Origin of the sequence: Pseudoduganella violacea (genome assembly GCF_014191875.1) — a bacterium.
GTDB classification, from domain to species: Bacteria; Pseudomonadota; Gammaproteobacteria; order Burkholderiales; family Burkholderiaceae_D; genus Rugamonas; species Rugamonas violacea_A.
In genome coordinates this window covers 215,582-241,573 of sequence record NZ_JACHXD010000008.1, presented here as the reverse complement: position 1 = coordinate 241,573, position 25,992 = coordinate 215,582, and the positions used below count along the sequence as shown (strand labels likewise).

24 protein-coding genes are annotated in these 25,992 nt (G+C 63.3%); 17 read left to right on the top strand and 7 right to left on the bottom strand.

Features of this window, described 5'->3' with window-relative positions:
• Window positions 1–90 precede the first annotated feature (90 nt).
• Window positions 91–264 carry a hypothetical protein gene (locus tag FHS03_RS27940; RefSeq protein WP_221208159.1) on the top strand — a complete coding sequence of 58 codons (174 nt, stop codon included), beginning with the start codon at window positions 91–93 and terminating at the stop codon, window positions 262–264.
• 375 nt (window positions 265–639) lie between these two features.
• Here FHS03_RS27940 and FHS03_RS15780 read toward each other — a convergent pair whose 3' ends face one another.
• The 3 genes from FHS03_RS15780 to FHS03_RS15770 are packed head-to-tail and all read right to left on the bottom strand — an operon-like array spanning window position 640 to window position 2,106.
• A complete protein-coding gene (locus tag FHS03_RS15780; RefSeq protein WP_050408115.1) occupies window positions 640–960 on the bottom strand; it encodes a DUF2288 domain-containing protein in 321 nt (106 codons plus the stop codon).
• 18 nt (window positions 961–978) lie between these two features.
• Entirely contained in the window at window positions 979–1,668 is a 690-nt protein-coding gene (locus FHS03_RS15775; protein ID WP_229426237.1) for an RES family NAD+ phosphorylase, read from the bottom strand.
• Window positions 1,669–2,106, bottom strand: coding sequence for an MbcA/ParS/Xre antitoxin family protein (locus FHS03_RS15770; protein WP_183441897.1), 438 nt, complete (start codon window positions 2,104–2,106; stop codon window positions 1,669–1,671).
• Window positions 2,107–2,246: 140 nt separating this feature from the next.
• Here FHS03_RS15770 and tssF point away from each other — a divergent pair, with 140 nt between their 5' ends.
• A complete protein-coding gene (gene tssF / locus FHS03_RS15765; protein WP_183441896.1) occupies window positions 2,247–3,968 on the top strand; it encodes a type VI secretion system baseplate subunit TssF in 1,722 nt (573 codons plus the stop codon).
• On the top strand, window positions 3,932–4,861 hold the full coding sequence (tssG, locus tag FHS03_RS15760) for a type VI secretion system baseplate subunit TssG (protein ID WP_183441895.1): 930 nt from the start codon (window positions 3,932–3,934) through the stop codon (window positions 4,859–4,861). The genes tssF and tssG overlap by 37 nt, the downstream gene beginning before the upstream one ends.
• On the opposite strand, the gene recJ is transcribed toward tssG, so the two are convergent.
• Together recJ and FHS03_RS15750 are read right to left on the bottom strand one after the other, a co-directional pair.
• Window positions 4,862–6,556, bottom strand: coding sequence for a single-stranded-DNA-specific exonuclease RecJ (gene recJ, locus FHS03_RS15755; RefSeq protein ID WP_183441894.1), 1,695 nt, complete (start codon window positions 6,554–6,556; stop codon window positions 4,862–4,864). It lies immediately after the preceding gene.
• Window positions 6,553–7,572 (bottom strand): hypothetical protein, encoded by a 1,020-nt coding sequence (locus tag FHS03_RS15750; RefSeq protein ID WP_183441893.1) that lies wholly within the window; start codon window positions 7,570–7,572, stop codon window positions 6,553–6,555. Before FHS03_RS15750 ends, recJ begins: the two co-directional genes overlap by 4 nt.
• A gap of 138 nt (window positions 7,573–7,710) precedes the next feature.
• Here FHS03_RS15750 and FHS03_RS15745 point away from each other — a divergent pair, with 138 nt between their 5' ends.
• The 8 genes from FHS03_RS15745 (at window position 7,711) to dcd (ending at window position 17,368) form a co-directional block, all read left to right on the top strand.
• Window positions 7,711–8,979, top strand: a complete 1,269-nt coding sequence (locus FHS03_RS15745) for a lipoprotein-releasing ABC transporter permease subunit (RefSeq protein WP_183441892.1) — start codon at window positions 7,711–7,713, stop codon at window positions 8,977–8,979.
• Between the two features lie 15 nt (window positions 8,980–8,994).
• Entirely contained in the window at window positions 8,995–10,263 is a 1,269-nt protein-coding gene (locus tag FHS03_RS15740) for a lipoprotein-releasing ABC transporter permease subunit (protein ID WP_183441891.1), read from the top strand.
• Complete coding sequence (gene lolD, locus FHS03_RS15735; RefSeq protein ID WP_183441890.1) at window positions 10,256–10,954, top strand: lipoprotein-releasing ABC transporter ATP-binding protein LolD; 699 nt, start codon at window positions 10,256–10,258, stop codon at window positions 10,952–10,954. Before FHS03_RS15740 ends, lolD begins: the two co-directional genes overlap by 8 nt.
• A 9-nt stretch (window positions 10,955–10,963) precedes the next feature.
• Entirely contained in the window at window positions 10,964–11,776 is an 813-nt protein-coding gene (locus FHS03_RS15730) for a TatD family hydrolase (protein WP_183441889.1), read from the top strand.
• 130 nt (window positions 11,777–11,906) lie between these two features.
• Window positions 11,907–12,959, top strand: coding sequence for a hypothetical protein (locus FHS03_RS15725; protein WP_183441888.1), 1,053 nt, complete (start codon window positions 11,907–11,909; stop codon window positions 12,957–12,959).
• 79 nt (window positions 12,960–13,038) lie between these two features.
• Complete coding sequence (locus FHS03_RS15720) at window positions 13,039–15,540, top strand: DNA internalization-related competence protein ComEC/Rec2 (protein ID WP_183441887.1); 2,502 nt, start codon at window positions 13,039–13,041, stop codon at window positions 15,538–15,540.
• A gap of 319 nt (window positions 15,541–15,859) precedes the next feature.
• Entirely contained in the window at window positions 15,860–16,705 is an 846-nt protein-coding gene (locus FHS03_RS15715) for an alpha/beta fold hydrolase (protein ID WP_183441886.1), read from the top strand.
• Window positions 16,706–16,801: 96 nt separating this feature from the next.
• Entirely contained in the window at window positions 16,802–17,368 is a 567-nt protein-coding gene (dcd, locus tag FHS03_RS15710; protein WP_176345954.1) for a dCTP deaminase, read from the top strand.
• 3 nt (window positions 17,369–17,371) lie between these two features.
• Here dcd and FHS03_RS15705 read toward each other — a convergent pair whose 3' ends face one another.
• A complete protein-coding gene (locus FHS03_RS15705; RefSeq protein ID WP_183441885.1) occupies window positions 17,372–18,808 on the bottom strand; it encodes a HAMP domain-containing sensor histidine kinase in 1,437 nt (478 codons plus the stop codon).
• A gap of 4 nt (window positions 18,809–18,812) precedes the next feature.
• Entirely contained in the window at window positions 18,813–19,505 is a 693-nt protein-coding gene (locus tag FHS03_RS15700; protein WP_183441884.1) for a response regulator transcription factor, read from the bottom strand.
• 185 nt (window positions 19,506–19,690) lie between these two features.
• On the opposite strand from FHS03_RS15700, the gene FHS03_RS15695 reads away from it, so the two are divergent.
• The 6 genes from FHS03_RS15695 to FHS03_RS15670 all read left to right on the top strand — a co-directional run bounded on the left by FHS03_RS15695 (window position 19,691) and on the right by FHS03_RS15670 (window position 25,991).
• Window positions 19,691–20,239, top strand: coding sequence for a Spy/CpxP family protein refolding chaperone (locus tag FHS03_RS15695; protein ID WP_183441883.1), 549 nt, complete (start codon window positions 19,691–19,693; stop codon window positions 20,237–20,239).
• A 22-nt stretch (window positions 20,240–20,261) separates the two neighbouring features.
• A complete protein-coding gene (locus FHS03_RS15690; RefSeq protein WP_183441882.1) occupies window positions 20,262–21,017 on the top strand; it encodes a hypothetical protein in 756 nt (251 codons plus the stop codon).
• 368 nt (window positions 21,018–21,385) lie between these two features.
• Window positions 21,386–21,664: a hypothetical protein gene (locus tag FHS03_RS15685; RefSeq protein WP_183441881.1), complete on the top strand. Its 279-nt coding sequence runs from the start codon at window positions 21,386–21,388 to the stop codon at window positions 21,662–21,664.
• A 75-nt stretch (window positions 21,665–21,739) separates the two neighbouring features.
• On the top strand, window positions 21,740–22,471 hold the full coding sequence (locus FHS03_RS15680) for a hypothetical protein (protein ID WP_183441880.1): 732 nt from the start codon (window positions 21,740–21,742) through the stop codon (window positions 22,469–22,471).
• A gap of 5 nt (window positions 22,472–22,476) precedes the next feature.
• Window positions 22,477–23,775: a hypothetical protein gene (locus tag FHS03_RS15675; protein ID WP_183441879.1), complete on the top strand. Its 1,299-nt coding sequence runs from the start codon at window positions 22,477–22,479 to the stop codon at window positions 23,773–23,775.
• 14 nt (window positions 23,776–23,789) lie between these two features.
• On the top strand, window positions 23,790–25,991 hold the full coding sequence (locus FHS03_RS15670; RefSeq protein ID WP_183441878.1) for a hypothetical protein: 2,202 nt from the start codon (window positions 23,790–23,792) through the stop codon (window positions 25,989–25,991).
• The last annotated feature ends 1 nt before the right edge of the window (window position 25,992 follow it).

The following is a 25,992-nucleotide window of genomic DNA, read 5'->3' as shown; positions in this document are numbered from 1 at the left end:
ACTCCATCAGGAGATTCCCGGGACATTCAAGAACTCCGTTGTCCGTCCAGTGTGCCGTATATTCGACAGATTTTGGAAGGTGATTTTCAGATGTTTGACTACACCAGTTCCGAGCCTGAGGTCATCGCGAAATGGTTCAGTCATGCACTGGCCGATATCGGTACAGCAGATGCTATTGCTCTCATCAGGAAGTTCGCTGGATCTCCCAATGCTGGCGTCGCAAAAGAAATGATGTATCGCTTGGAGAAGCTTCATGCCGAATAGGCCGATCTTATTTCTGGAGTCCATCCGCAGAGGAAGCGCAGGAATGGAATGACGAGTGGTTTTCCACGCCCATCGAAATTCGATATTCCCCCGCGATGCTTACGCCGAAGTGGCATCTTGAGTCGATGCTCGATGCCTTCTTGAATGGAGACTACCAGCTTGTCTCCATTCCATGTGAAGATAGTCGATGCAAGCTAGTATTTCATCCTCATGGCTACCCATATGGGGGAACTGGTTGCATGGTTGCTTTTCTTGAATCCAGTGGGCATTGGGTAAGCGGGATTGAGGATGGCACCGGGTATGAGAAATACGTTCGACAATCTAATTTCCGGCAGCCAAAGCAGAAGAAATCGTAACGCTTAGCTGTAGCGCCGGCTAGTGCACCTTGCGCTTTTCCTGCTGCACCAGGATAAATGGGCTGACCACGCAAGCCCACAGATTGGCATTGGTTTCCAGCCAGGTCTGCGCCTGCTGATCATTGACCTTGGCGATTTTGCCTTCGGCCATCCAGGTGGCGATATTCTGCTTGTCGTCGTGGGAGATGCGCACGGCGACATCGACCAGGTCCAGCTCGTCGGCCACCCACACCACCGTGCCGGCGGCGAAATGTTTGATCAGCTCCGACCATGGCAGGCGGGCGGTTTCGCGGTTAACTTTGTCGCGGAGTTCGGTGTCTTTTTCTGGCTTGGTTTGCATTGCTTGCTCTTGAATCGGTTAAATCGCCTCGACGCGCGGCGTCGGCGAACCCTCCCATGTTAACCGATAGGAGAGGCCTTTGCGAACATTCCCCACCAGCGCGGGACGGAAACAGGCCAGATTGATGCCGCCTTCGCGCCGCACGCTGGGATAGATAATGCCCATCGAGCCGGCATGCAGCAGTTGCGCCGCCAGATGCTGGGAATCGATATAGCTGTCCGGCGCCAGGCAGGCGATATACGCTTTCTCGCCGCGGATGTCATGGAATTCGGCGGTGAAATCGGCCAGCATGGTCTGATAGCGCACGCTGTCGTCGAAGCGCTCGATCTCGGCGTATTCCACTGTCTTGTGGAAGATGACTTCGGACAGCGCCGTTTCTACCTCAAACGCGCAATACCATGCGCCCCGTTCACCGTCGTTAAAGCGGCTGCCTTCCGGCCGCGCATAGGTAAAGGCGGCGTTGATGATGCGGAAGTTGGGAACCCGGTCCACCAGCTCGCCCACGCCGATACCGGGCGCGCCGCCATGTTCGGCCAGCAGGCGCGCATTGGTGGCGTTATCGAGGTCAAACAGATCCTGGAGTTCGGCGTCGTTCTCGGCTAGCGGGCTGAGAACGGAATCCTCCACATCGGCATAGCGCGACGGGATCAGGCGGCAGGTGTCGAATTGCCGCAGCAGGCGTAGTGGCGGGGTGGCGGCGCGCAGCAATTACAGCCCTCCGCGCCGCGCGTCCAGCAGCTTGCGCACCGTCTGCATCGAGAGCAGGCCGCCGGCCAGCATATAGGCCAGCGGTGTGCGGCCGCCGAAAATCGTATTCTTGTTGGCGAGGCAGACCCATTCGTCGGCCAGCTTGTCGCCATAAATGATGTGCAGCGATTTGTAGATGCCGACCAGGTAGGAAATGCGGGTGATGCGGTCCACTTCGAGCACCCGGTCGGGATTCTTCTTCCATTCGTAGAAGGAGCTGCTGGACAGGCCGCCCAGCAATTCGCGCGCATCTTCATCGCGCAGCTTCCACGCTGCCACCAGCTTGAAAAAGCCTTTCAGCGCGGTTTTGGACAGCCTTTCGCGTTCTTCCCGGGCATTTAGATCCACCGGGAAGCTGGGTTCAAAGGCACTCTTGGGGTAGGAATAGGCGGAATACATGATTTTCTCCGGTTCTGAATTCTTTATACTCCATATCCGGAGTGTCTGCAAGCGTGTCTTGTTGCTGTAAATCAATATTCTAAGTGCCGCCAGCTGCCAGTATGGAGATGTTGAATCAGAATATCTTTCGAGGGCGTCTTATGGAGCAACTTCTGCCGTATCTGGAGCGGGAACTGCTGGCGCTGCGCCACGCCAGCCCGTTGTTCGGCGCGCGCTATCCTGGCTTGGCTGGCGCTCTGGCGCATGATGGCGCGGCCGTCGATCCCCATGCCGACCGCCTGGCGCAGGCTGTGGCCATGCTCAATGCCCGCATCGCCAAGCGCCTCGATGACGACTATCCACGGTTCATCAGCGCCTTGTTTCAGATGCTGTATCCACAGCATTGGCGTCCATTTCCTGCCTGCGCCATCGTCTGCCTGGACGGGCAGGGCGCCGCACTCCCCCGTGGCGCAACGCTGCAGTCGGCGCCGGTGGACAGTGTGGCTTGCTGCTTCCGCACCGTGTACGACGTTTGCGTCAGCCCTGCGCGGATTGCTTCCGCCGCTTACGTGGCCCGGCCGGACAAGCCAGATTTGCCGGTATTCTCATCCCTCATCAGCATCACGATCGAGGAGCTGCCGGGATCTGGGCAGGAGTGCTTGCGCATATATCTGGACGGAGAAGCTTCGTTCTGCGCCGCCTTGCGCGATGCCTTCTTCCTCAAGGCGCGCCTGGCTTACGTGGAAACCCGGGACGGGCTTTGGCACCCACTTCCATCCATTCCCCTGCGTTCGGTAGGCTTCGCGGAGGATGAGGCCTTGCTGCCGCGTTGTCCCGGCGAGGACGAGGGGGAACGCCTCCTGAAGGAATACTTTTCATTTCCGCAGAAGTTCAACTTCATCGATCTCGATATCGCCGCCTTGCGCCACTATCCAGGCCGGCGCCTTATCTTGCATCTGCTGCTGCCCGACGCGCAGCGCCAGGCGAGCCCGGCGCAGGTGCTTGGAACTCTGTCGGCCGACAATTTGCGAATTGGCGCCACACCTGTCGTCAATCTCTTTCCACGTGCGGCAAACCCAATCAGCGTGACCCATATGCGTAGCGAGTATGAGCTTGAGCCGAGCGGATTGCCGCCATCGGCCGGCGAGATATTCGCCATTGACTCGGTGCGCATGGCGACGGCCTGCGGCAAGGTGGATATCTACCGCCCATTCTTCCGCCAAAGCCATGGCGAGGAAGAGGCGAAAGGACGGTACTGGATCGCCCATCGATGCGCAGGGCGCTCCGGTATGCGCATCGCGTTGTCCGACGGCAGTATCGATCTTGATGGAGAGGGCTGCGCCGCAGCCTCCATCGATCTTCTCTGCTGCAATGCGGATTTGCCACGACGGCTGGTCGGCGACCTGCGCGATGATACCGGCCAGCGTCTGCAACTACTTGGCCAGCCGTCGCCACTGCGTCCAGCGCCCCTGGAGGCGCAAAACGAATGGCGTTTGCTGGCCTTGTTAAGCCGCAGTGGGCGCGGTTTGCAGCGGATGGATGCGCAGCAGTTTGCCGCCATATTATCCCTGTTCGATCCCGTTCAATCGCCAAGTACGCGACGGCTAGTGGAAGGCATCGTCAGCATCGAATGGCAGCCAGCGCAGGCTTCCTTGAGCGACTGCCACGGCGCGTGGCCGGTACAAGGTTTCGCTATCCGCATGACGCTTGATCAAAGTTCCTATGCAGGCAGTGGCCTGCATTTATTCGCGCAGGTAATCGAACACTTTCTCGCCACGCAAGTACACCTGAACAGCTTTACGCAATTGACCGTTGTATCGGCCGCCACCGGAGAGGAGCTGCTGCGATGCCCACCCCGCAATGGAAACCTGAGCCTGCGCTGATCGAGTGCCTGCTGAGCGAGCCGCAGCGTTATGAATTCAGCCAGGCCATGCGCCTGCTGGAAGTCCGCAAGCTTCGTTGCGGATCTCCAGCGCTGCACTGTAAGGGCAGTAGATCGCTGGCTTTCCCAGGATCGGAAATCGAAGTCCTGAAACGAGCTGACGACGGCAGCCTTGAATTAACAGCCGCCTTCATGAGTATGCTGGGTGTCGGCGGGGCGTTGCCGCTGCACTACACCGAGCGTCTCGCCGCTGGACGCGGCGCCATGAACGACGACGACGGCGCGCAGGCCTTTATCGAGATATTCTCGGCCCGCGCATTGCCGCTATTCTTCAAGGCCTGGAGCAGCTACCGCCCGGAAGCGCTATCCGACACCGGTTTCCTGAAAATAATGCTGGCGCTGGCCGCCGCAACTGAGAAAGACGAAGTCCAGGCTTTTTACGCCGCGATCCTACGTCGGCCGTCCAACTCGGGGGCATCAATGGCCCAGATGCTAAGCGCGCATTTCGGCATCCCTCTTCGTGTTGAGCAGTTTGCCGGCAGTTGGGAAGTCTTGAATGCTGAAACACGCAACGGTCTTGGCATGGACAACTGCGTCCTTGGCGAAAACGCCGCGTTGGGAGAGCGCATCTGGCGCCGCGATCGGCGCTTACGCCTGCACGCTGGGCCGCTGACGCAGGATGATTTCAATCGTTTTCTGCCAGGCAGCGATGGTGCGGCGGCTCTGCGAACGATGGTGCGCAAGCTCTCTCTTGGCTTGCTGAGCTGTGAGATGAGGTTGACTTTGCGCCGCGAAGATATCCGCGGCGCAGTGCTGGGACGGGGAAGTCGCTTGGGTGTGGACTCATTCCTTTCCGGTGCAGAGTATGGAGAGGTTCGCTATCTGCTTGCCTAATTAGGCAGGTTCGGCATGCTCGACCAGCAGCTGCACCTTGGTGACGCCGTTGTATTCGTTGGCGTCCAGGCGGAAGGCGACGCGGGCGCGGTCGCCGAGCGAGTCGATGTGGCCGAACCAGATGGCGTCGTAGCGCGCGCCGTTCTTCTCCAGCAGCAGCTTCAAATGGCGCTCTTTGAGGATGCGCTGGCTGACCACGCGGAATTCGTCGCAGAAGACGGGCGGCGCGAAGCCTTGGCCCCAGACCTGGCCATCCAGCAGCTCGATGAACTGGGTGGTGTAGCAGTTGTCATCCAGCGGGCCGTCGGTTTCCACCACGCGTTCCAGCTGCTGCTCGCTGAGCCAGGCGCTGCCCACGGCTTCGAAGGCCTGGGTGAAGGCATCCAGCGCATCGGCGCGGATGCTCAAGCCTGCGGCCATGGCGTGGCCGCCGAACTTGTCGATCAGGCTGGGCGCGCGCTTGGACACCAGGTCCAGCGCGTCGCGCAGGTGGAAGCCGGGGATGGACCGGCCGGAGCCCTTGATCCAGCCGTCGCCCGCCGGAGCGAAGGTGATGGTGGGACGGTAAAACTTTTCCTTCAGGCGCGAGGCGACGATGCCGATCACGCCCTGGTGCCACGATTCATCGAAGACGCAGATGGTGCTGCTGTCGGCCGGACTGAAATCGTCCAGATGCAGCATGGCGGTATCCTGCATATCCGCCTCGATCTCGCGCCGCTTGATATTGATCTCGTTGAGTTCCTGCGCCAGTTGCCAGGCGCGGTCCTCGTCGTCCGTGACCAGGCATTCAATGCCGAGCGACATATCTTCCAGGCGGCCGGCCGCGTTCAGGCGCGGGCCAAGGGCGAAGCCCAGGTCGAAGGGATTGGCGCTGCGCGCCTGCCGTCCCGCCACGCGGAACAGGGCGGCTACGCCGGGCTGCATGCGGCCGGCGCGCATGCGTTTCAGGCCTTGCGCCACCAGGATGCGGTTGTTGGGGTCCAGTTTGACCACGTCGGCCACGGTGCCCAGCGCCACCAGGTCGAGCAGGCTGTCCAGCTTGGGCTGGGTTTGCGCGTCGAAGACGCCGCGGCGGCGCAGTTCGGCGCGCAGTGCCAGCAGCACGTAAAACACCACGCCCACGCCCGCCAGATGCTTGGACGGAAAGCCGCATTCCGGCTGGTTGGGATTGACGATGACGCGCGCGTCGGGCAGCGAATCGCCGGGCAGGTGGTGGTCGGTAATGACGACTTCAATGCCGCGCCGCGTTGCCTCGGCCACGCCTTCGATGCTGGCGATGCCGTTATCGACGGTGATGATGATGTCCGGCGTCTTTTCGCGCGCGGTCAGGGCCACGATTTCCGGCGTCAGTCCATAGCCGTACTCGAAGCGGTTAGGGACGATGAAGTCGACGTCGGCGCCCATGGCGCGCAGGCCGCGCAAGGCGGTGGCGCAGGCGGTCGCGCCGTCGCAGTCGTAGTCGGCCACGATCACCATGCGTTTGTTGGCGGCGATGGAGTCGGCCAGGAAGGCGGCGGCGGCATCGATATGCAGCAGGCCGGCTGGGGCGATCAGGGCCGCCAGCTCGCTGGACAGCTCTTTCGGGTCGAACAAGCCGCGCGCCGCAAACAGGCGCGCGAGCACGGGATGGATGCCGCCCTGGCGCAGCATTTCCGATTCGCGGAAAGGGCAGGGACGAATGGCGATACGGGTCATGTGTGCAGATTCTTCAGCTTGGGCGCGCACCAGAATTTGTGCTGCGCCAGTTTATTGGTGCGGATTTCCAGCCAGCTGTCGCGCCGGCCGAGGATCAGGGTCAGATTGCCGATGCGGCCATCCTTGACGCCCGCCAGCAGCGGCGCGAACCACTCCTGTTCCAGGCGTTGCATCTCCAGCAGCCAGGCGGACCAGTCGCCGCCCAGGCCGGGCGCGATAAGCTGGCCCAGGACTGTCACGCTGTCGGGCGCTGCCAGCACGTTGGCGGCGGAAGCGGCGCGCGCACCGGCAGGCGCCAGCGCGGCCAGCCATGCCGGACATTCGCAGCTTGCCAGTTTCAGCGGCGCTTGCGGCGCGGGAGCGGCAGCGCCGCCCCACATCCAGAAGGAGTTCACGGGCGGCAGGCGGCGCGCTTCGCGGGCCTGGTTGACCGGATGCTCATGCCACAGCATCTGGATTTCATTTTGCAGCTTGCGGAAGGCCAGGGTATTCGGCCCTTCCGGCATCCAGTCGCTCAGATTGACGCCGGCGGCGGCATCCGGCGAGGCGGTACGCAAAACGCTCCACTCGTCGGCGCGCATGAACCAGGTTTCGGCGTCGCCATACAGCAGGGTTTTGCCCACTTCCTCGAAATACGGCCGGGCCGCGTCGAACAGGGCGCGCGAATCGGCTTCGTCCAGGCGCAACTGGCGTGGATCGGCCATCAGCAGATGGTTGCGCGCCAGCTGGATATGGATCGGGTGGACGATGAACCAATAGCCCTCGCTCTGTTCCAGCCCAAAACCGCGCAGCGCGGCGGCGGCCAGCGGCGCCGCGCCCTGGCCCGAGCCGAGCGCGCGCGCCAGCCAGCTTTCGTGCGGCAGCACACGGTCGGCCGGATCGAAAGCGTGTAATTTACGCAAGCTGTGGCGCGCAACCAGGGCCGCCAGCGCGGGCGCCTGCAAAACGCGGGTCAGATCAGTTGCCAGTTCCGGGGGAGGAAGCGCGAAGGGAAGTACGACGGTGGTAGAAGCCATCCCGCCATTGTAGTGGATAGCACCGGGCCGGAAAACCGCTTTTGTCAGGGTTTCTCTGGTGAAACTTTATACTTTAAGCCATGGGCGGACATTTATATGGCACACTGCGGGCTTCGCGTCTTCAGCTGGCTCTGATTCATGAGTATTTTTAACAATCTGCCTTTCGAATGGCTGGTCGGCCTGCGCTACACGCGCGCCGGAAAGCGCAGCGGACGCAATAGCTTCATCTCCTTTATTTCGCTGATCTCGATGAGCGGCATCGGCCTGGGCGTGGCCGCGCTGATCGTCGTGCTGTCGGTCTACAACGGCTTTCAGAAAGTGGTCACGGAGCGCATGGTGTCGGTGCTGGGCCATGTGGAAGCCTACGATATGCGCGGTGCCATGCCGGACTGGCAGGCCGTGGCGCGCCAGGCCAAACAGCATCCCGAGGTGCGCGGCGCCGCCCCCTTCGTCGAACTGCAGGCCATGCTGGTGCATGGCGGCGACAATCTGCGCCCGGCCATCGTGCGCGGCGTGCTGCCCGAATTGGAAGGCACCGTCTCCGAAGTGACGCGCCAGGTAAAGCAGGGCAGTTTCAATGAACTCAAGCCCGGCTCCTTCAATATCGTGTTGGGCGCGGAGCTGGCGAAAGCGCTGGAAGTGAAAATCGGCGACAAGGTCGGCATGGCGCTGGCCCAGGGCGCGATGGCCTCGTCCGGCGCGGCGCCCGCCATGCGCAGCTTTACCGTGGCGGGCGTGTTTGAGGCCGGCCACAACGAATTCGATTCTGGTCTGGCTTTCATCAGCCTGGAAGATGGCCAGCAATTGCTGCAAACGCCTGGCCCCATGGCCTTGCGCATGCGTGTAGCCGACTTGCAGCGCGCGCCGCAAGTGGCTTTCGAGCTGCGCCAGACCTTGAACGGCGACTTCATGGTACGCGACTGGACCAAGGTGAACGCCACCTGGTTTGCCGCCGTGCGCATGCAGAAGCAGATGATGTTCATCATTCTGACGCTGATCGTGGCGGTGGCGGCCTTCAATCTTGTGGCCACGCTGGTGATGACGGTGACGGACAAGCAGGCGGATATCGCCATCCTGCGCACCCTGGGCGCTTCTCCACGCGCCATCATGAAAATCTTCGTGGTGCAGGGTTCGATGGTGGGCGTGCTGGGAACCGTCTTCGGCGTGGCGGGCGGCGTGCTGCTGGCCGCGAACGTGGATGTGATCGTGCCATTCATCGAACAGGTCTTGGGCTTCAAATTCCTGTCCAAGGAAATCTATTTCATCAGTGCCGTGCCATCGGAGCTGAGCTGGCCCGATGTGGCGGTGATCGGCGTGACGGCGGTTGCGCTGTCCCTGGTCGCCACGCTGTACCCCAGCTGGGCCGCCGCCCGCGTCAAGCCGGCTGACGCGCTGCGCTACGAATAATAGAGGCATAAGCCCATGAGCATGATCCGCAATCTCCCTTATGAATGGCTGGTCGGCCTGCGTTACACGCGCGCCGGAAAACGCAGCAGCCGCAATAGCTTCATCTCCTTTATCTCGCTGATTTCGATGAGCGGCATCGCGCTCGGCGTGGCGGCGCTGATTATCATCCTGTCGGTGATGAACGGCTTCCGCAAGGACGTGACCGACCATATGCTGTCGGTGCTGGCTCATGTCGAGGTATTCAGCAAGGATGGCAGCATGCCGGACTGGCAGGAACAGGCCAAGACGCTGAGCAAGCATCCCGAAGTGAAAGGCTACGCGCCTTTCGTGCAGACCCAGGCCATGCTGCTGCACGGCGGCTCCGAGCTGCGTCCCGCCGTGGTGCGCGGCGTGCTGCCGGAGCGGGAACCGAATGTCTCCGATCTGGCCGGGCAGGTAAAACAGGGCAGCTTTAATTCCTTGCGTTCCGGCGAGTTCAATATCGTGCTGGGTGTCGATCTGGCGCGTGCCCTGCATGTGACGGTGGGCGACAAGGTGACGATGGCGCTGGCCAAGGGGACGGTCACGCCGGCTGGCCTGGTGCCGCGCATGCGCTCCTTCACGGTGGCGGCGCTGTTCCGCGCCGGCCATCCCGAATTCGACGCCACGCTGGCCTTCATCCATATCGAGGATGCGCAGAAAATGCTGCGTATCGATGCTCCGGCCGGCTTGCGCCTGCGCCTGGCCGATATGCACCGCGCGCCGGAAGTGGCGCAGGAATTGCAGCGCATGGTTCCATCCAGCCTGACGGTGCGCGACTGGTCGCAGCTGAACGCCACTTGGTTTGGCGCTGTGCAGATCGAAAAGCGCATGATGTTCGTGGTGCTGACGCTGGTGGTCGCGGTGGCCGCCTTCAATCTGGTATCGACCTTGGTGATGACTGTGACCGACAAGCAGGCCGACATCGCCATCCTGCGCACGCTGGGCGCCTCGCCGCGTTCGATCATGAAGATCTTTGTGATCCAGGGGGCGCTGGTGGGCGTGCTGGGCGCGCTGATAGGCGTGTCCGGTGGTGTGCTGGTCGCCACGAATATCGATGTCATCGTACCGTTTATTGAAAAACTATTGGGGGTGCAGTTCTTGTCGAGCGATATTTACTACATCAGCACCGTACCTTCGGACATGCATTGGCCGGACGTAGCGGTGATTGGCGTGGTGTCGGTTGCGCTGGCCTTCCTTGCAACCATCTACCCGAGCTGGTGGGCAGCACGGGTCAAACCTGCGGAGGCGCTGCGCTATGAGTAATGAAATGATGAACGGCGCGCCGGTATTGGCTTGCCGGGGATTGGGCAAGACCTTCACCCAGGGCAGTTATTCGGTGCCGGTTTTGTCGGGCATCGACTTTGAAGTGCGGCGCGGCGAGCGCGTTGCCATCGTTGGCGCATCGGGTTCGGGCAAATCCACCTTGCTGCATCTGCTGGGCGGACTCGATACGCCAACCAGCGGCAGCGTATCGCTGCTCGGCAAGGACTTCGCCAGCCTGAATGAAACGGCGCGCGGCGACCTGCGCAACCAGTCGCTGGGCTTTGTCTACCAGTTCCACCACCTGCTGCCCGAATTCACTGCGCTGGACAACGTCGCCATGCCGCTGATGATACGTCGCGTGAAACGCGCCGAAGCGCAGGAACAGGCGCAGCAAATGCTGGCGCGCGTCGGCCTGGCCAAGCGAGTGACCCACGTGCCCGGCGAGCTGTCCGGCGGCGAGCGCCAGCGCGTGGCCCTGGCCCGCGCCCTCGTTACCCAACCAGCCTGCGTGCTGGCCGACGAGCCGACCGGCAATCTAGACCACTCCACGGCCGAACAGATTTTCGAGCTGATGCTGGAATTGTCGCGCACTTCCGGCACGGCCTTCGTCATCGTCACCCACGATGCCGAGTTGGCCAAGCGCTGCGACCGTATGATGCGCATGAGCGAAGAAGGCTTGCGCGCGGGCTAGGAGACCGCCATGTGGATCGATACCCACTGCCATCTGGATGCGCACGAATTCGGCGCCGAGTCGCTGGCCGTGGCTAAGCAGGCTGCCGCGCAGGGCGTGGACATGATCGTGATTCCGGCGGTGGAGAAGGCCAACTTCTCCATCGTCAAGCAACTGGCCGATACTGCGCCGAATGCCTGCTACGCGCTGGGCATCCATCCCATCTACGTGCCGCAGGCCAGCGAGGATGATCTGGTCTTCATGCGCCAGCAGGTCGAACAGGCCATGGCCGATCCGCGCTACGTGGCGATCGGCGAGATCGGCTTGGACTTCTTCATCCCCATGCTGTGCGAACCGCAGATGCGCGAGAAGCAGATCCATTTCCTGCGCGAGCAGTTGAAGATTGCCCGCGACTTCAGCCTGCCCGTGCTTTGCCATGTGCGCAAATCACAGGACCAGGTGCTCAAGCATGTGCGCCAGATTCCGCCGGCGGGCGGCATCGCCCACGCCTTCAACGGCAGCTTCCAGCAGGCGCAGGGCTTTATCGACGTTGGTTTCAAACTGGGATTCGGCGGCGCCATGACCTTTACGCGCGCCCTGCAGATTCGCCGCCTGGCGACCGAATTGCCGCTGTCGTCCATTGTGCTGGAGACGGACGCGCCCGATATCTCACCCGCCTGGGTTCATCCGGGCCGCAACTCCCCCGATCAGATTCCGCGCATCGCCGCAGTGTTGGCCGAACTGCGCGGCATCGATATCGGCGAAGTCGCATCTGCCACCGCTGCCAACGCCTGCGCCAGTCTGCCGCGCATGCAGCCGACTGCATTTGTATCGCCCGCATAAGCAAAAGCGGCAGCGCCGGATATGTCAGCAACTGTCAGTTTGGACTGTGTCGTTCGCCCTATCGTGATCTGACGCATGGCGGTTTCCATTCCGGCGCCGCTGCGTTGCGCTATCAACTGGAGGCGATCATATGTTAACCATTTACCATAGCAGCCGGCGCGTGCGCGCCGGTGTCGGACTGGCAGCTCTGTGCATCACGGCCTTACTGCCGCTAAGCGTTGCCGCCGATGAAAGAAGAAGCTGTTTTGCAGTGAAAGCGAAAATCGGCTCCACCGCGCCACCCTTGCTGGCGACAGGCGAGGTATTGCGTCAGGCGGCATTGCAGGCGACGCTCGACAAAAAAAATGCCGATACCGCGCTCCAGCCCCAAGCCTTACCGACCAACCCGCGACGTTGCACCGGCGTGAATCCGGAAATACCTAACACGCCTCCCGGCGCCACCAATTATTTTGGCGACTTCAAAAACAAGACTAAATTCCGCCAACTGGTCAAGATGACCTGCGACGGCACCGGTCTGACCGCACATTATTTTTCGATGGGTAAAGCAATCTACTACCGCTCTTGCCTCGGTGGCGAGCATAACAATTACGTCTACTTCTGGGGAAAGCAAGATGGCAACGCCAGTACCTGCTTTGGCAGCACCTATCCGGAGATGTACGAATTGGCCGATTCGCTGAAGTCAAACCCGCTGACGCTGGACCGCGTGCAGGCCGTGTATGGCGGCGGTGGCGGCATAACGGGCGACGATCAATCCACCTATGCGTTGGGTAACATCATGGCAGCCATTCTGGTTTCCGAAGCGACGCGAGACAACTTGGTCATCCCAGCCAACTATATGCTCATGGACCAGGTAGCCGCGGGCAAGGCTACCTTGGCCCAGGTGCTGGCCGGGAACTGTGTTGTGGGCGCCAGCACTTGCGGGAATACCAAAAAACGGGACGGCCTGCATCCTCTAGCCTGGGGCGGAGCGCAAAGCGTGATGATGACGGGCGGCTGGGGAACCAGCAATGGCGCGACCTCGGAATTCGGCAAGGCTTTCGAGACTGACCTCACCGTAAGCTGGCTAAAATCGCAGGACAAGGTCGCTCCCGCAGCGAGCGGATGCGACGCCACGCGCATCTTGATAAATTATGGCCCTGACCAGCAGACCACTCTGAAAGGCTTGTTCGGTAAGCTATTCTAAATAAAGATAGGTATACATCAACGAGCGTTTTTGAACAGAGCCAATACTCGCCCTTATTGTTGACGCAAGGGGGGTGGGAATGCGTAGCTTGTTGCTCGGTGTGATCGCTGGCGCGGCGGTCCTTCAGATGCAGTCGGATTTACCCGCGTATGCCGCTGAAGGAATGCTGGCCGCGAGCCTGCTCGCTTTGCTGTTGCAGGCTTTAAGCTTGCAACGCGCAATGCGCGAGCCGCTGTTGTGCAGACCATTTTTACGCTTCGTCTTCGGTTGCCTGCTGGGCTTTTTCTGGGCCGGGTGGCAAGCGCAGATAGCGCTGGAGCCGGCGCTGGCGAAAGCTGATGAGGGCCGCGATTTCATCGTAACAGGCGTGATCGACAATCTGCCGTATCGCTTTGAGCGCGGCATGCGCTTCAATTTCGCCGTTGAAGAGGCGGTAGATGCCAGCCATCGTCCGCTGCCGCTGGCAATCGTCCCGCCGCGCATCGTCCTTTCATGGTACGCGGGACGTTTCGGCGCGGCGCATGCGATCGACGACGTGCAACCGGGCCAGCGCTGGCGGTTTAAGGTGCGCTTGCAACGGCCACACGGGAATGCGAATCCGCATGGCTTTGATTATGAACTGTGGCTGCTGGAGCAGGGCGTGCGTGCCACCGGTTATGTGCGTGACGATGGCAGCCAGCGGCTTTTGAGCAGCTTTGTCTTCAACGCCCATAACGTCGTTGAGTATTGCCGCTCTGTTTTGCGCGACAAGATTCAGCGCACATTGAACGGAAAACCTTATGCCGGTGTGATCGTGGCGCTGGTGGTGGGCGACCAGCGTTCCATTCCGCAGGCGGACTGGCAGGTGTTCAACCGCACGGGCATCAGCCATCTCATCTCCATCTCCGGCCTGCATATCACCATGATCGCGGGGCTTGCCGCCTGGCTGGCCTCATGGCTGTGGCGGCATTCCTTCTTTACTCAGCACCAGTTGCCCTTGCTGCTGCCGGCGCAAAAGCTGGCGGCCGTCGCCGGATGGCTGGCGGGGCTGGTGTATGTGCTGCTGGCCGGTTTTGGCGTCCCGGCGCAGCGTACGCTGTATATGCTGTCCGTGATCGCGCTGGCACTGTGGTGCGGCCGCTTGACTGCGGTATCCCATGTGCTGGCGCTGGCGGCGGGCATTGTCGTGCTGCTCGATCCCTGGGCCGTGCAGCAGCCGGGATTCTGGCTTTCCTTTGGCGCGGTGGCGATCATCCTGTATGCCTCGCTGGGACGGACCGCTCTTCATAAGAACGAGGCCCAGGCCGGCGATGGGGCAGGGCTGCTAGCGCCGGGTGAAGCAAGACGGCGCAAACGGCGCGGTACGTCGCTGACGCGCCGCCAGCGTATCGGGCAAGGCCTGCGCGAGGCGCTGAACACGCAATACGCCGTGACACTGGGCCTGGTGCCGCTGACCATGCTGCTGTTTGCCCAGGTCTCGCTGCTCAGCCCCGTGGCGAACGCAGTGGCGATTCCGCTTGTGAGCCTGGTCGTGACACCCATGGCGCTGCTGGGCAGCTTCCTGCCCGATCCGCTGGCCGGGCCTTTGCTGCTGGCGTCGCACGAAACCATACGCGTGCTGGCGGCCGGGCTGCGCTGGTTGTCCGGCGTTGAATTTTCGGTCTGGACCGCCCCCATGCCGCCGTGGTGGCTCTTCGCCTGGACTTTAGTGGGAACCCTGTGGCTGCTCGCGCCCAGGGGATGGCCGACGCGCTGGCTGGGCCTGGCGAGCTGGCTGCCCTTGCTGACGGCCGAACCGGTCCATCCGCAGGACGGCGAATTGCAGGTGACTGCTTTCGACGTGGGACAGGGCATGGCGCTGCTGCTGGAAACCTCGGGCCACCGCCTGCTGTACGACGCCGGCCCGACCTATGCGCCCGACGCCGATGGCGGCAACCGCGTCATCGTGCCGTATTTGCGGGCGCGCGGCATCGGCCAGCTGGATGGAATGCTCATCAGCCATAGCGATACCGACCATGTCGGCGGCGCGCTGACCGTGATGCAGAATGTGCGCGTCCGCTGGCTGCTGTCTTCGCTGCCGGATGGGCATGCGGTGCTGGATGCGGCGCGCCAGCACCGGCGTTGCGAGGCGGGCCAACGTTGGCAGTGGGATGGCGTACGCTTTGAGGTGCTGCATCCTGCCGCCGCCAGCTACGGCGACGAAAAGCTTAAGACCAATGCCCGCAGCTGCGTGCTGCACGTCAGCACGAGGAATGCCTCGCTGCTGCTGGCCGGCGATATCGAAGCCGACCAGGAGGCCGAGCTGCTGCGCGGTGCGGGAGAGAAGTTGCAGGCCGACGTGCTGCTCGCGCCCCATCACGGCAGCGGCACCTCATCCACGCCGGCGTTTCTGGCGGCGGTGCAGCCTTCTATCGCTATCTTTCAGACCGGCTACCGCAACCGCTACCGCCATCCCAAGCCGGAGGTCTACGCGCGCTACGCCGCCAATGGCATCCGCCGCCTGCGCAGCGATGAATCCGGCGCCATCACATTGCGCTTCACTGACAAGATGGAAGTCGATGAGTACCGCAAAAGCCACGCGCGCTACTGGTACGGACCTTAGCATCCTTGAAATTGGCGCCGCCGCGCCCACATCGGTGAAACTTTGACTTTTTCACACGTGAGGCCATGCTCTTTCCCCGCCACCCCAAGCCTGTCGTTCCAGCGAAAGCGGTTGCCACCCAGGTCGTGAAGCAGGAACACCGCGAAGTGCAGAGTACCCATCTCATCATCGTGGAAAAGCCGAATGCGCCAGAAACGCCCGAGCCGCGGCCGGAGCAGGGAACTTAGAGCCTTTCTACCAATATTTCCGGGCTAGTCTCCTTACAATAAAATGATAATAATCAGGAGACCGCCCGCCACGGCTGGGCGCACACATCACAATGAGCAAGCCAAAAATCCATTTTTCGCATGCAAACAGCTATCCGGCGGGGACTTACCGCCAGCTGTTTGAACTGCTGGGCCAGGACTTCGACATCCAGGCCCTCGATATGCACGCCCACAACCCCGTCTATCCGGTGCAGGATGGCTGGCACGCGCTGGTGCGCGAGCTGCTGGACGAATTGGTGAAGCGCTATAAGGAAGAGCCGGTGATCCTGGTCGGCCATTCGCTGGGCGGCATGCTGAGCCTCATGGCCGCTGCCGCGCGTCCGGACCTGGTGCGCTGCGTGGTGCTGCTCGATTCGCCCGTGGTGGGCGGCTGGCGCGCCCTGATGTGGCGCCTTCTGAAGCGCACCATGGTGGCCGACCGCTATTCGCCGGCGCGCTTTTCGGCACGCCGGCGCAATGTCTGGCCCGACCCCGCCGCGGCCCTGCGGCACTTCGCCAGCAAGGATATCTTCGCCGCCTGGGCGCCGGGCGTGTTGCAGGACTATATCGAGGCTGGCCTGAAGCCGCATCCGGAAGGCGTGCAACTGCGCTTCACCCGCGAAAACGAAACGGCCGTGTACCGCAGCCTGCCGCACCATATCGGCAGCCTGGTGGCGGGCGATTTCCCGGTGCCGGTCGGTTTCGTCGGCGGCACGGTGTCGGTGGAAAACCGCCAGGCTGGCCTGGATGCGACCCGGGCGCTGGTGGGCGAGCATTTCCGCCTGCTGCCGGGCGGCCATCTCTTCCCGATGGAATCGCCGACGGCCGCCGCCCAGGCCACGCGCGAGATGATTTGCGCGTTGATTGGCCCGCATCTGAGCCTGTGCGGCGGGCAGCCGGAAGCAAGTCTGGCCGGCTAAAAATGTTCAAAGCCGGGCCTTTCGCGTAAAATCGCTGCCAAACTGCGGGCGCGCAAGCGTCCGCCCACCCTGCAATCTAGAGAAAATGGCCTTGCGATGACGATTAAAAGCGATAAATGGATACGCCGGATGGCGGAACAACACGGAATGATCGAGCCGTATGAGCCGGGCCAGGTGCGCATGGTCGATGGCCGCAAGGTGATCTCTTACGGCACCTCGTCCTATGGCTACGATATCCGCTGCGCCGACGAATTCAAGGTTTTCACCAATATCAACAGCACCATCGTCGATCCGAAGAACTTCGATTCGAACTCCTTCGTAGACGTGAAAAGCGATGTCTGCATCATCCCGCCGAACTCCTTCGCGCTGGCCCGCACCATCGAGTATTTCCGCATTCCGCGCAATGTGCTGACGGTCTGCCTGGGCAAATCGACCTACGCGCGCTGCGGCATCATCGTCAATGTCACGCCGTTCGAGCCGGAATGGGAAGGTTATGTCACGCTGGAGTTCTCCAACACCACGCCGCTGCCGGCCAAGATCTACGCCGGCGAAGGCTGCGCCCAGGTGCTGTTCTTCGAGTCGGACGAAATCTGCGAAACCTCGTACAAGGACCGCAACGGCAAGTACCAGGGCCAGCACGGCGTGACCCTGCCGAAGGCTTAAGCTTCAATATTCAAGGGGCTGGGCGGGCAGCAGGATTTCCACGCGCAAGCCGCCTCCCTCGCGGTTGGCAGCCTGGATGCTGCCGCCGTGCTGCTGCACCACCTGCTGCGCGATGGCCAGGCCGAGGCCGTGGCCTTCCACGTCCTTTTGCGTGCCGCTGCTGCGGAAGAAGGGCTGGAAGATCGTCGCCAGATCCTCTTCCGCCACGCCCGGGCCGCGATCCAGCACGCGGATGCTGAGCTGGCGCGGCGCCTGCTCCGGATGCGCCGCCAGTTCCACAATCACCAACTCTCCCACCGGGCTATGCTTGATGGCGTTGCGCACCACGTTTTCAATGGCGCGCGCCAGCAATTCGGCTTGGCCCTTGACCAGCACGTCGGCATTGCCTTGCTGCGTGATGGCGCGGCCGTGCGAGGCCGCTTCGAATTCGGCATCGCCCAGAATCTGGTCGAGCAGTTCGGCCATGCCGATATCTTCCTTGCCCGGGCTGTAGGCGCCCGCTTCCAGGCGCGAGAGGGTGAGCAGTTCGCCTACCAGCTTATCCATGCGCACGCTCTCCCTTTCGATGCGCTCCAGCGAGGACCGCATCTTTTCCGGCTGCTGGTGCGCCAGGCCGATGGCCGCCTGCAGGCGCGCAAGCGGCGAACGCAGCTCGTGCGAGACGTCGTGCAGCAAGCGGGTCTGGCCGTCGATCAGGCTGCGCAGGCGCGCCGTCATGCGGTCGAAATCGCGTCCCAGATCGCTCAGCTCATCGGCGTGGCGGCTGGGCGCTTGCGCGAAGCGCGGCGCCAGGTCGCCGCTCGATGCAGCCTCGAAAGCCTGGCGCAGCGCGCGGATCGGCCGCGAGAAATACCAGGCCAGCAGGGCGGCGAATAAAAGGCTGGCGAGGACTGCCGCCGCCAGTGGAATGAAGGGCGTCAGCGGATGGAAGCGCGGACCGGGCGGGCCAGGCGGCCGCTCCACGCCATTGGGACCGCCGGGAACGGCGCGTTCCGGCGGGCCGATCAGCGGCGGCAGGTCGATGCCCAGGCCGCGAAAATGCTCGCGCGAAGGCAGGAACAGCAGGTAGGGATGGCCGCCCGGCGTGGCGACCTTGCGCACCACACGCAGGTCACCCTTGCCCAGCAAGGCGCGCGCCTCCGCCAGTATCGGCGGCTGCACGACGCGGCCCAGCAGCTCCTTGCCGCTGTCGTCGACCGCATACACGCGGTGGCGGTCCATATTCTCCAGCAGCTGGCGCAGCGCGCCGGCGCCGCCGAACTTCAGCGTGGCGACGGCCGATTCGATGGCCATCTCGGCGGGCGGGCTGGTATCGAGATCCAGCCGCTTTTGCTGGCGCGCGTTGTGTTCCTTGAGCCAGACCGCGCCACCGATGGCCACCGTGGCCGCAAACTGCGCCAGCAGGATGGAAAAGAAGAACTTCCAGAACAACCTGCCCACGCGCCTACTCCTTGATGAGCTGATAGCCCATGCGGTACACGGTCTGCAGGCAGGAACGGCCGTCGGCGATGGTGCCCAGCTTGTGCCGCAGGCTGCTCAGATGCACGTCGATATTGCGGTCGAAGCGCGCCATCGGCCGCCCCAGACCTTGTTCCGACAAGGTACTCTTGCTGACCTGCTTGCCGGCATTGCGCGCCAGGACCTCAAGCAGGTTGAACTCGGTGCTGGTCAGCTCCAGCGCATTGCCGGCCCAGGTGGCGCGGCGCTGCTCGGGCCACATGGTGAGCTGGCCCACGCTCAGCGGCTGGACGGAAGCGTTATTCTCGTTGCCGGTATTCTGGGTGCGGCGCAGGATGGCGCGGATGCGCGCCGTCAATTCGCGCGGCGTGCAGGGCTTGGCCACATAATCGTCGGCGCCCAGTTCCAGGCCGACGATACGGTCGGTATCGTCGCCGCGCGCGGTCAGCATCAGCACCGGCAGGTGGCTGGCGGCGCGGATGCGGCGCAGCGTTTCCAGGCCGTTCATGCGCGGCATCATCACATCCAGCACGGCGATGGCGTACTGGCCGCTGAGCGCTTCGCGCGCGCCGCTGTCGCCGTCGTTGGCGGTGCGCACGCTGAAGCCTTCCTGTTCCAGATACTCCTGGAACATGCCTACCAGTTCGATATCGTCGTCTATCAACAGAACCTTGCTCATTGCCGTGTTTTCATGGGATGGGATCAGGCCATCATAACAAAGAAGCCCCGCTCCCCGGTTCCGCTTTACCTGCTTTTACATGGGAGAAGCGGACCATCTTTACATGGTTTTACGTCTGCCTGACAGCGCTTTACACCTGCCCGGCCGAGAATGGATGCTCCGATCCACTCATAGGACTGAAGCAAATGAAAAACACAAAACAAGCTTTGCAAGGATTCGCGCTCGCCGCTTCGCTGGCCCTGCCGCTGGGCGCTTTTGCCGCCGGCGAGGCGCCGCCGCGCGGCATGCAGCGCGGTGGTCCGGAAATGTCCCCCCCCGATGGCGGTTTTGAAAGCTTGCCGGAAGAGCAGGGAGGCATGAAAGGACCGGGCTTTCCACCGCCGGGTGGGTCGCATCGCGGTCCCGGTCCGCGTGGCGAACCGCCATTTCTGCATGGCTTGCAATTGAGCGAGGTGCAGCAGGACAAGGTCTTCGCCATTTTGCACGCCCAGGCGCCGTACCTGCGCGAACAGGCGAAGGCCCACGAAAAGGCCGCCCGCGCCCTGCACGATATGCGCCTGGCCGACAAATATGACGACGCGGCGGCGGCCAGGCAGGCGCAGGCCGCGGCACAAGCGATGGCGAATATGCAGCTGCAAAGAGTGCGCACGGATCAGAAACTGCTGTCCTTGCTGACCCCCGAGCAGCGCAAGCAGATCGAAGAGCGCGGGACGGCGCGGCCGCCACGTCCTTGAATTTACCGTTAAGGAGCAAAGTATGAATATCACTTCCCTGAATTCCAGCAGCGCCGCCAGCCAGCTGGCCTACACCGGCAAGACGGCGCAGAACAGCAGTACGGATGGCGTCGCGGTGCGCCGGCCGCCGCCTCCCGACGGCGCTGGCCTGGTGAACGCTGTCGCCGATGCCTTGCAATCGATAGGTGTCAGCAGCGCCGGGGATGCAAGCAGCACGGGTGAAAGTACGGATAGCACCGGCAGTACCAGCGGCACCAGCAACGCGGCCCAGGCCTTGGGCGGCTTTTTGCAGGATTTGATGGCGGCCCTGCATGAACAGGGCGGCGTGCAGGGCGGGCCGCCTCCATATGGCGAAGCAGGCCAGGGCGGCATCCCCGGTGGCGCGGGTGGACCTGGACCGGGCGGCGGCCCCGGCAAGCTGGCCAGCGATCTGCAAGGCCTGATTTCCAAGCTGGATGGCGGCGCCTCATCCGAGGACGAGGCGGAATCGGACAGCACGACGCTGGAAATCTCGTTCAAAAGCCTGCTGCAGACCTTGGGCAGCGATAGCTCGGACTCCAGCACGCAATTGAGCAGCTTCTTGAAAGCGCTTGCCAACGGCTTGCCGAACGCTGGCAGCAGCGGCAATCTGATCAACACTTTTTCACCACCATCTTTCCCGGTCAGCTATGCCACCGACGATGTCTTCAGCGATGGCTACCCGTTGCAGCTCGCTACCATCAGCGGCAATGCAACGGACGGCTATGTCGCCCTGCTGACGGTGGTTATCGCAGCCTGAGCGCAAGGCGGCGAAAGCCGCTTCGCCGCATTTCGCCCGGCCAGGCCAGCGGGCGAATTTCCCTTCGCCGCCCAGCGCGGCTTTCCCTTCCTTTCCTGCTGATGCCGTGCATGGCATGGCGCTTGCACTTAAGCGGCGGAGGGCGGTTGTTGCCGCCCGCCAGCCGGAGCAAGCCATGGCAAGCCGATTGATCGATTACTACCCAGAGTTGGAACTGTCCGGACCGGAGGGCGGCGCCTCCTGGCGCGCGGAGGATGCCGAAATCGGCTTCGGCGCGCGCCTGCTGGCTGCCCGCAGCGGCGCCGAAATCGCTTCCACGCTCACCGAGCTGGCGCGGATGGCGGGCCGGCGGCGCGCTTGCACGGCCCTTGTTGCAAGCCCTGTATCCGGCGGCGGCAGCCGTCTTTCCCCTGCGCGCGCGCGACGCCAAGTTGAAGGCCGCGCGCTTGTTTGGCCTGGAGCTGGAAGGCTTGAGCCCCGAGGACAAGGAATTCGAGCTGGCCCTGCATTTCACCCGCTTCGCCCTCGACACCGCGCGCAACGCGCTGGCAGCGCCCGGCGACGATGCCGCGGCGCGGGTGCGTTCAGGCTTGATGCAGTCGGCGCGGCGCCATGCGCCTGGCCTGCTGCGCCATGGAGGCAGATGAAGGACTGGCCGGGGCGGGCATCCCGCCCCGGATGGAGTGTTGTTCATTGCAGTTGTTAATCACTGGGAGCCAATCATGCATGACATTGATCGCACGACCCTGGAATTTGGCCAGGAAATGGGCTTTGAGGCAGAGCAGTACGAGTTCGGCCAGGGTGAGTGGAGCGGCGAGAGCGGGCTGCTGAGCGAGCAGCAGGAAATGGAACTGGCCAACGAGCTGCTGTCCGTCACCAACGAGGCCGAGCTGGAGCAGTTCCTCGGCAGCTTCCTGCGCAAGGCCGCATCGGCCGTCGGTTCGGCCATCAAGTCGCCGGTCGGGCAGGCCGTGGGCGGCGTGCTGAAAGGGGTGGCCAAGAAAGCCTTGCCGCTGGCCGGCGGCGCCATCGGCGGGTATTTCGGCGGCCCCTTGGGCGCCAAGATCGGCAGCGGGCTGGCTTCGGCGGCCGGCGGCGCGCTGGGCCTGGAGGCGGAAGGCGAATTCCTCGGCGAGGACCGCGAATTCGAAGGCGCGCGCAACTTCGTCAAGCTGGCCTCCGATACGGTCAGCCGCGCCGCGCAGGCTCAGGGCGGCGATCCGCGCCAGATCGCCCAGGCGGCTGCCACGGCGGCGGCGCGCAAGTACGCGCCTGGCCTGCTGGGCAAGGGGCGTGGCATGGGCGGGCAATGCGGTTCGCAGGGCATGGCGTCCCAGGGCGGTGGTTTGGGAGCGGGCGGTGCGCAAGGCGCGTCCGCCGGCGGCCAGCGCGGCGCAGGGGGCGGGGGACGCTGGACCCGCCAGGGCCGCAATATCGTGGTGCACGGCGTCTGACAGCCATGGCCATCGGCTCCTACGCCTCGTGGATGCTGGCGCAAGAAGCGCGCTCGCTGCTGGCCCGGCTGGCCCGCGTGCAGCCCTTTGTGCTGATTGAACCCATGGTGCCGGCGGCGGCCTTGCTGCCAGCGGCGCAATCGGCCATCGAGCGCTATCTGCTGCAAGGGCGGCGCGAGCTGCGCGCCATGGTAAAGGAGTTCCTGGCCTGGCTGCGCAGCGCCGAGGCCCAGCGCGCCACGGCGGCCGAGGCCCAGCGCCGCTTCACTGTGCTGCGTCTGCGCTTCAATGCCGCATTGACCCAGTTCGACCTGTTCAACGACGTAATCACGCAGCGCAGCGAGCATAAGAACGGGGTTTGGCTGTCCGGCTTGGATGTCGCTTCGGCCGACGCGCTGGCCTTGCCGGGCGCCTATTACCGGCCGCCGCCCGTCATCTGCTATCTGGACCGGGGGCCGGGGGCGGCGATCCGGCGCGCCCGCACCCGCCTGCCTGGCGGCGGCGACAATCCGGTCGCCATCGTGCGGGTGCCGCGCGAGCGCATGGTCGGCAGCAGCGTGGCTTCGTCCCTGTTCCATGAGGTAGGACACCAGGGCGCGGCCTTGCTCGATCTGGTCAACTCGCTGCGGCCGGTGCTGCAGGCCTTGCAAGGCGCCCATGCCGGCCAGGCGCGCGTGTGGCGGCTGTGGGAGCGCTGGATTTCCGAGGTGGTGGCCGATTTCTGGTCGCTGGCGCGGGTCGGCGTGGTGGCCACCCTGGGTCTGATCGGCGTGGTCAGCCTGCCGCGCGTTTTCGTATTCCGGCTGAATGCGGACGATCCCCATCCCGCGCCCTGGATACGGGTCAAGCTCAGTTGCGCCATGGGGCGCAGGCTGTATCCGCATCCGCAATGGCGGCGCATCGAAAGGCTGTGGGAATCCTACTACCCGCTGGCGGGGCAGAGCGCGGCGGAACAGACGCTATTGCGTGAGCTGGACGACAGCCTGCCGGCGTTGGCGGAACTGCTGGCGCAGCACCGGCCGGCGGCCCTGCGCGGCCATTCGCTGCAGGAGGCGCTGACGGTGCGGGCGCGCCAGCCGGTGCGTCTGGAAAGCCTGTTCCTGCGCTGGAACGCCACGCCGTGGCTGATGTACCGAGCGCCGCCTACGCTGGTTTTTGCCGTGATCGGGCAGGCGCGGGCCAATGGCCGCCTGAGTCCCGAGCATGAAAGCGTATTGCTGTCGCGCCTGCTCACGCACTGGGCCTTGCGCAGCACGCTGGAAGTGAGCGCGCAGTGCGCCGGCGGGAGCATGAATTCCGATTAACTGAGGAGATAGACATGAGTACCAAGAATGCGGCGGCAGCAAAGGAAAGGCGCGGCGCAATCCAGGTCAGCGTGCATGACAGCAGCAGTGGGGTACCGCTGGCAAATGCCGCTTTCCGCCTGTATCTGGGGCGCGATGCCCATGGTGTCGCGCTGGCCGGCTGCAGCGATCAGGTGATGCAGAACTGGGAGCCGGCCAACCATACCTTCCTGGCCGAGGGTTTTTCCGGCCTTGAAGGAAAGCTGACTTTCTCCGATCTGGATAGCGGCGTGTACTTCGTGGCCTTCGATAACGTGACGCCCTTCGTCTCAAATGAGCCGGTGCTGTTCCATTGCGCCACCGTGCGCGCCGGTTGCACCGAAATGGCTTGCTTCGAGCTCGATATCCGCCCCGTGGTCGATATCGAGTGGGAGTGCGACGGTCAGCCGGTCAATACGCGCGGCGGCTTTGTCGGCAACAAGGCGTTGGCCCTTGTCAGCTTCAATGGCGTCGACCGCGTGCTCGATAGCCGGGTGCAGGTGATACCCAAGCTGCCTTGGGTGGCTCGGTCCGGCGAGCGCTTTACCTTCATCAGCACCGTCCGCCGCGCCGGACCGCAGAAATTCGAAGGCCTGCTGCAACTGGCAAGACGCGGCGACAACGATCCCACGCGCCGCATGGCGGGCGGCCCGGCCGCGCATACGGTGGGCGGCGGCCCCGCCGTCGTGGGTCTGGCCGCGGCCCCCGCTTCCCTGGCCCTGCTGCGCGAGTTCGATGCCGAGGACCGGCCGCCTTCGCCCATCAGCGGCACCGTGGGCGTGTCGCTGACCCGCACCGAGACCGAGCCGACCGAAGACCTGCCGCTGTGGACGCTGATCCGCAACAGCACCGAGGCGCTCTCCTTCAACAATTACCTGCAGTTTATCGACCAGCTGTTTTGCGGCGGCGGCGGGGATTTGACGGAATTCGAACGAGCCCGTTTCCCCAACAAGAACAAGGCTTTCCAGTCGCTGAAACTGCGCCGCGCCCTGCCTTTCAACGATGCCGAGTCTTACCGCGTGTTGAAAGCGGCGACCGAGGCCTTCGTCATGGTCAATTGCGGCGTGCTGAATACGCCGCTGGCCTTCGATCCGACCGAGGATGCCGCCTATCTGGACCGGCGCGATATCCCCAACACCAGCAATCTGTCCGAGGTGCTGACCAACGACTATCTGGAATCGGTGGACGGCGTGCCGACCTTGCCCTATCTGGCGGTGATCCGCCGCAAGCTGCCCGATATTCCGATCACCATGAGCAGCGGCATGGAGCATGAGGCCGACCTGTGCTTCGGCATCATCCAGGAGCGCCTGGCCAATCCCTGCCTGCTGGAGCTGATCTGGTCCTACTGGCACGAGGAAGGCATGCTGGTGCAGACCATGAACGCCATTACCCAGCGTTTCCAGAACCTGCGCGCGCCGGGCATCGGCCTCGATCCGCTGGCCAATACCGAGATCGACATGCTGCGGCCGCTGAACAATCTGCTGTGGGGCTATACCCAGGACGAGCAGCACCGGCTGACCGTGGTGCGCCGCAACTACGAGTACGACCACCACTACGGCATCCGCCTGGACGGCAAGGCCGTGCGCCATTTCCGTCCGGCCGACAGCCGCTCGCAGTTCCTGGAGGCTTTCCACCATCTGCTGCGTCTCCTGACTTCCTTCTACAAGCAGGACGACGACACCACCGTGAAGGCCGACGCCTTCCCCGTGCTGAATGCGCTGAAAGAGGTGCACCTGATCTTGTCGCAGGGAGCGCATAACCAGTATGGCGACCTGCCGTCCACGGCGCGCATCGAAATGCTGATGCAGCAATGGCTGTTGGCGCGGCCGGAGTTCCGCGAATTCCTGCCGACGCGGGTCATGGTGGCCTATCCCGAACCGTGGATGGACCGCGTCGATGCGATGAAAAAGCTGCAGGGCTGGACCGACACCAGCGTGATGCACTTTCGCAGCCTGGCGATGTTCGGCGAGCAGCTCTTCCTGTCCATCCGCTACGGCAATTGGAGCGATATCTACGAGTCGACCCAGGCGTTCAACTGGGCGCGCTTCTGGCGTCCGCAGGCGCAGGGCTATATCCACGCTTACCGCGCGGCGACCGGGGTCGATCTATCGGTGGATGGGAGCGATGCGGCCGCCGACTCGACCTTGCCCTCGGTCTTGCTGCGCCAGCGCCTGAGCCAGCAGCAGCGCAATGCCTGAG

Excerpts from the sequence above, each read along its gene's own strand:
- FHS03_RS27940 (WP_221208159.1), top strand. The coding sequence starts at position 91 with ATGTTTGACTACACCAGTTCCGAGCCTGAGGTCATCGCGAAATGGTTC.
- FHS03_RS15780 (WP_050408115.1), bottom strand. The coding sequence starts at position 960 with ATGCAAACCAAGCCAGAAAAAGACACCGAACTCCGCGACAAAGTTAAC.
- FHS03_RS15770 (WP_183441897.1), bottom strand. The coding sequence starts at position 2,106 with ATGTATTCCGCCTATTCCTACCCCAAGAGTGCCTTTGAACCCAGCTTC.
- tssF (WP_183441896.1), top strand. The coding sequence starts at position 2,247 with ATGGAGCAACTTCTGCCGTATCTGGAGCGGGAACTGCTGGCGCTGCGC.
- tssG (WP_183441895.1), top strand. The coding sequence starts at position 3,932 with ATGCCCACCCCGCAATGGAAACCTGAGCCTGCGCTGATCGAGTGCCTG.
- recJ (WP_183441894.1), bottom strand. The coding sequence starts at position 6,556 with ATGACCCGTATCGCCATTCGTCCCTGCCCTTTCCGCGAATCGGAAATG.
- FHS03_RS15750 (WP_183441893.1), bottom strand. The coding sequence starts at position 7,572 with ATGGCTTCTACCACCGTCGTACTTCCCTTCGCGCTTCCTCCCCCGGAA.
- FHS03_RS15745 (WP_183441892.1), top strand. The coding sequence starts at position 7,711 with ATGAGTATTTTTAACAATCTGCCTTTCGAATGGCTGGTCGGCCTGCGC.
- FHS03_RS15740 (WP_183441891.1), top strand. The coding sequence starts at position 8,995 with ATGAGCATGATCCGCAATCTCCCTTATGAATGGCTGGTCGGCCTGCGT.
- lolD (WP_183441890.1), top strand. The coding sequence starts at position 10,256 with ATGAGTAATGAAATGATGAACGGCGCGCCGGTATTGGCTTGCCGGGGA.
- FHS03_RS15730 (WP_183441889.1), top strand. The coding sequence starts at position 10,964 with ATGTGGATCGATACCCACTGCCATCTGGATGCGCACGAATTCGGCGCC.
- FHS03_RS15725 (WP_183441888.1), top strand. The coding sequence starts at position 11,907 with ATGTTAACCATTTACCATAGCAGCCGGCGCGTGCGCGCCGGTGTCGGA.
- FHS03_RS15720 (WP_183441887.1), top strand. The coding sequence starts at position 13,039 with ATGCGTAGCTTGTTGCTCGGTGTGATCGCTGGCGCGGCGGTCCTTCAG.
- FHS03_RS15715 (WP_183441886.1), top strand. The coding sequence starts at position 15,860 with ATGAGCAAGCCAAAAATCCATTTTTCGCATGCAAACAGCTATCCGGCG.
- dcd (WP_176345954.1), top strand. The coding sequence starts at position 16,802 with ATGACGATTAAAAGCGATAAATGGATACGCCGGATGGCGGAACAACAC.
- FHS03_RS15700 (WP_183441884.1), bottom strand. The coding sequence starts at position 19,505 with ATGAGCAAGGTTCTGTTGATAGACGACGATATCGAACTGGTAGGCATG.
- FHS03_RS15695 (WP_183441883.1), top strand. The coding sequence starts at position 19,691 with ATGAAAAACACAAAACAAGCTTTGCAAGGATTCGCGCTCGCCGCTTCG.
- FHS03_RS15690 (WP_183441882.1), top strand. The coding sequence starts at position 20,262 with ATGAATATCACTTCCCTGAATTCCAGCAGCGCCGCCAGCCAGCTGGCC.
- FHS03_RS15680 (WP_183441880.1), top strand. The coding sequence starts at position 21,740 with ATGCATGACATTGATCGCACGACCCTGGAATTTGGCCAGGAAATGGGC.
- FHS03_RS15675 (WP_183441879.1), top strand. The coding sequence starts at position 22,477 with ATGGCCATCGGCTCCTACGCCTCGTGGATGCTGGCGCAAGAAGCGCGC.
- FHS03_RS15670 (WP_183441878.1), top strand. The coding sequence starts at position 23,790 with ATGAGTACCAAGAATGCGGCGGCAGCAAAGGAAAGGCGCGGCGCAATC.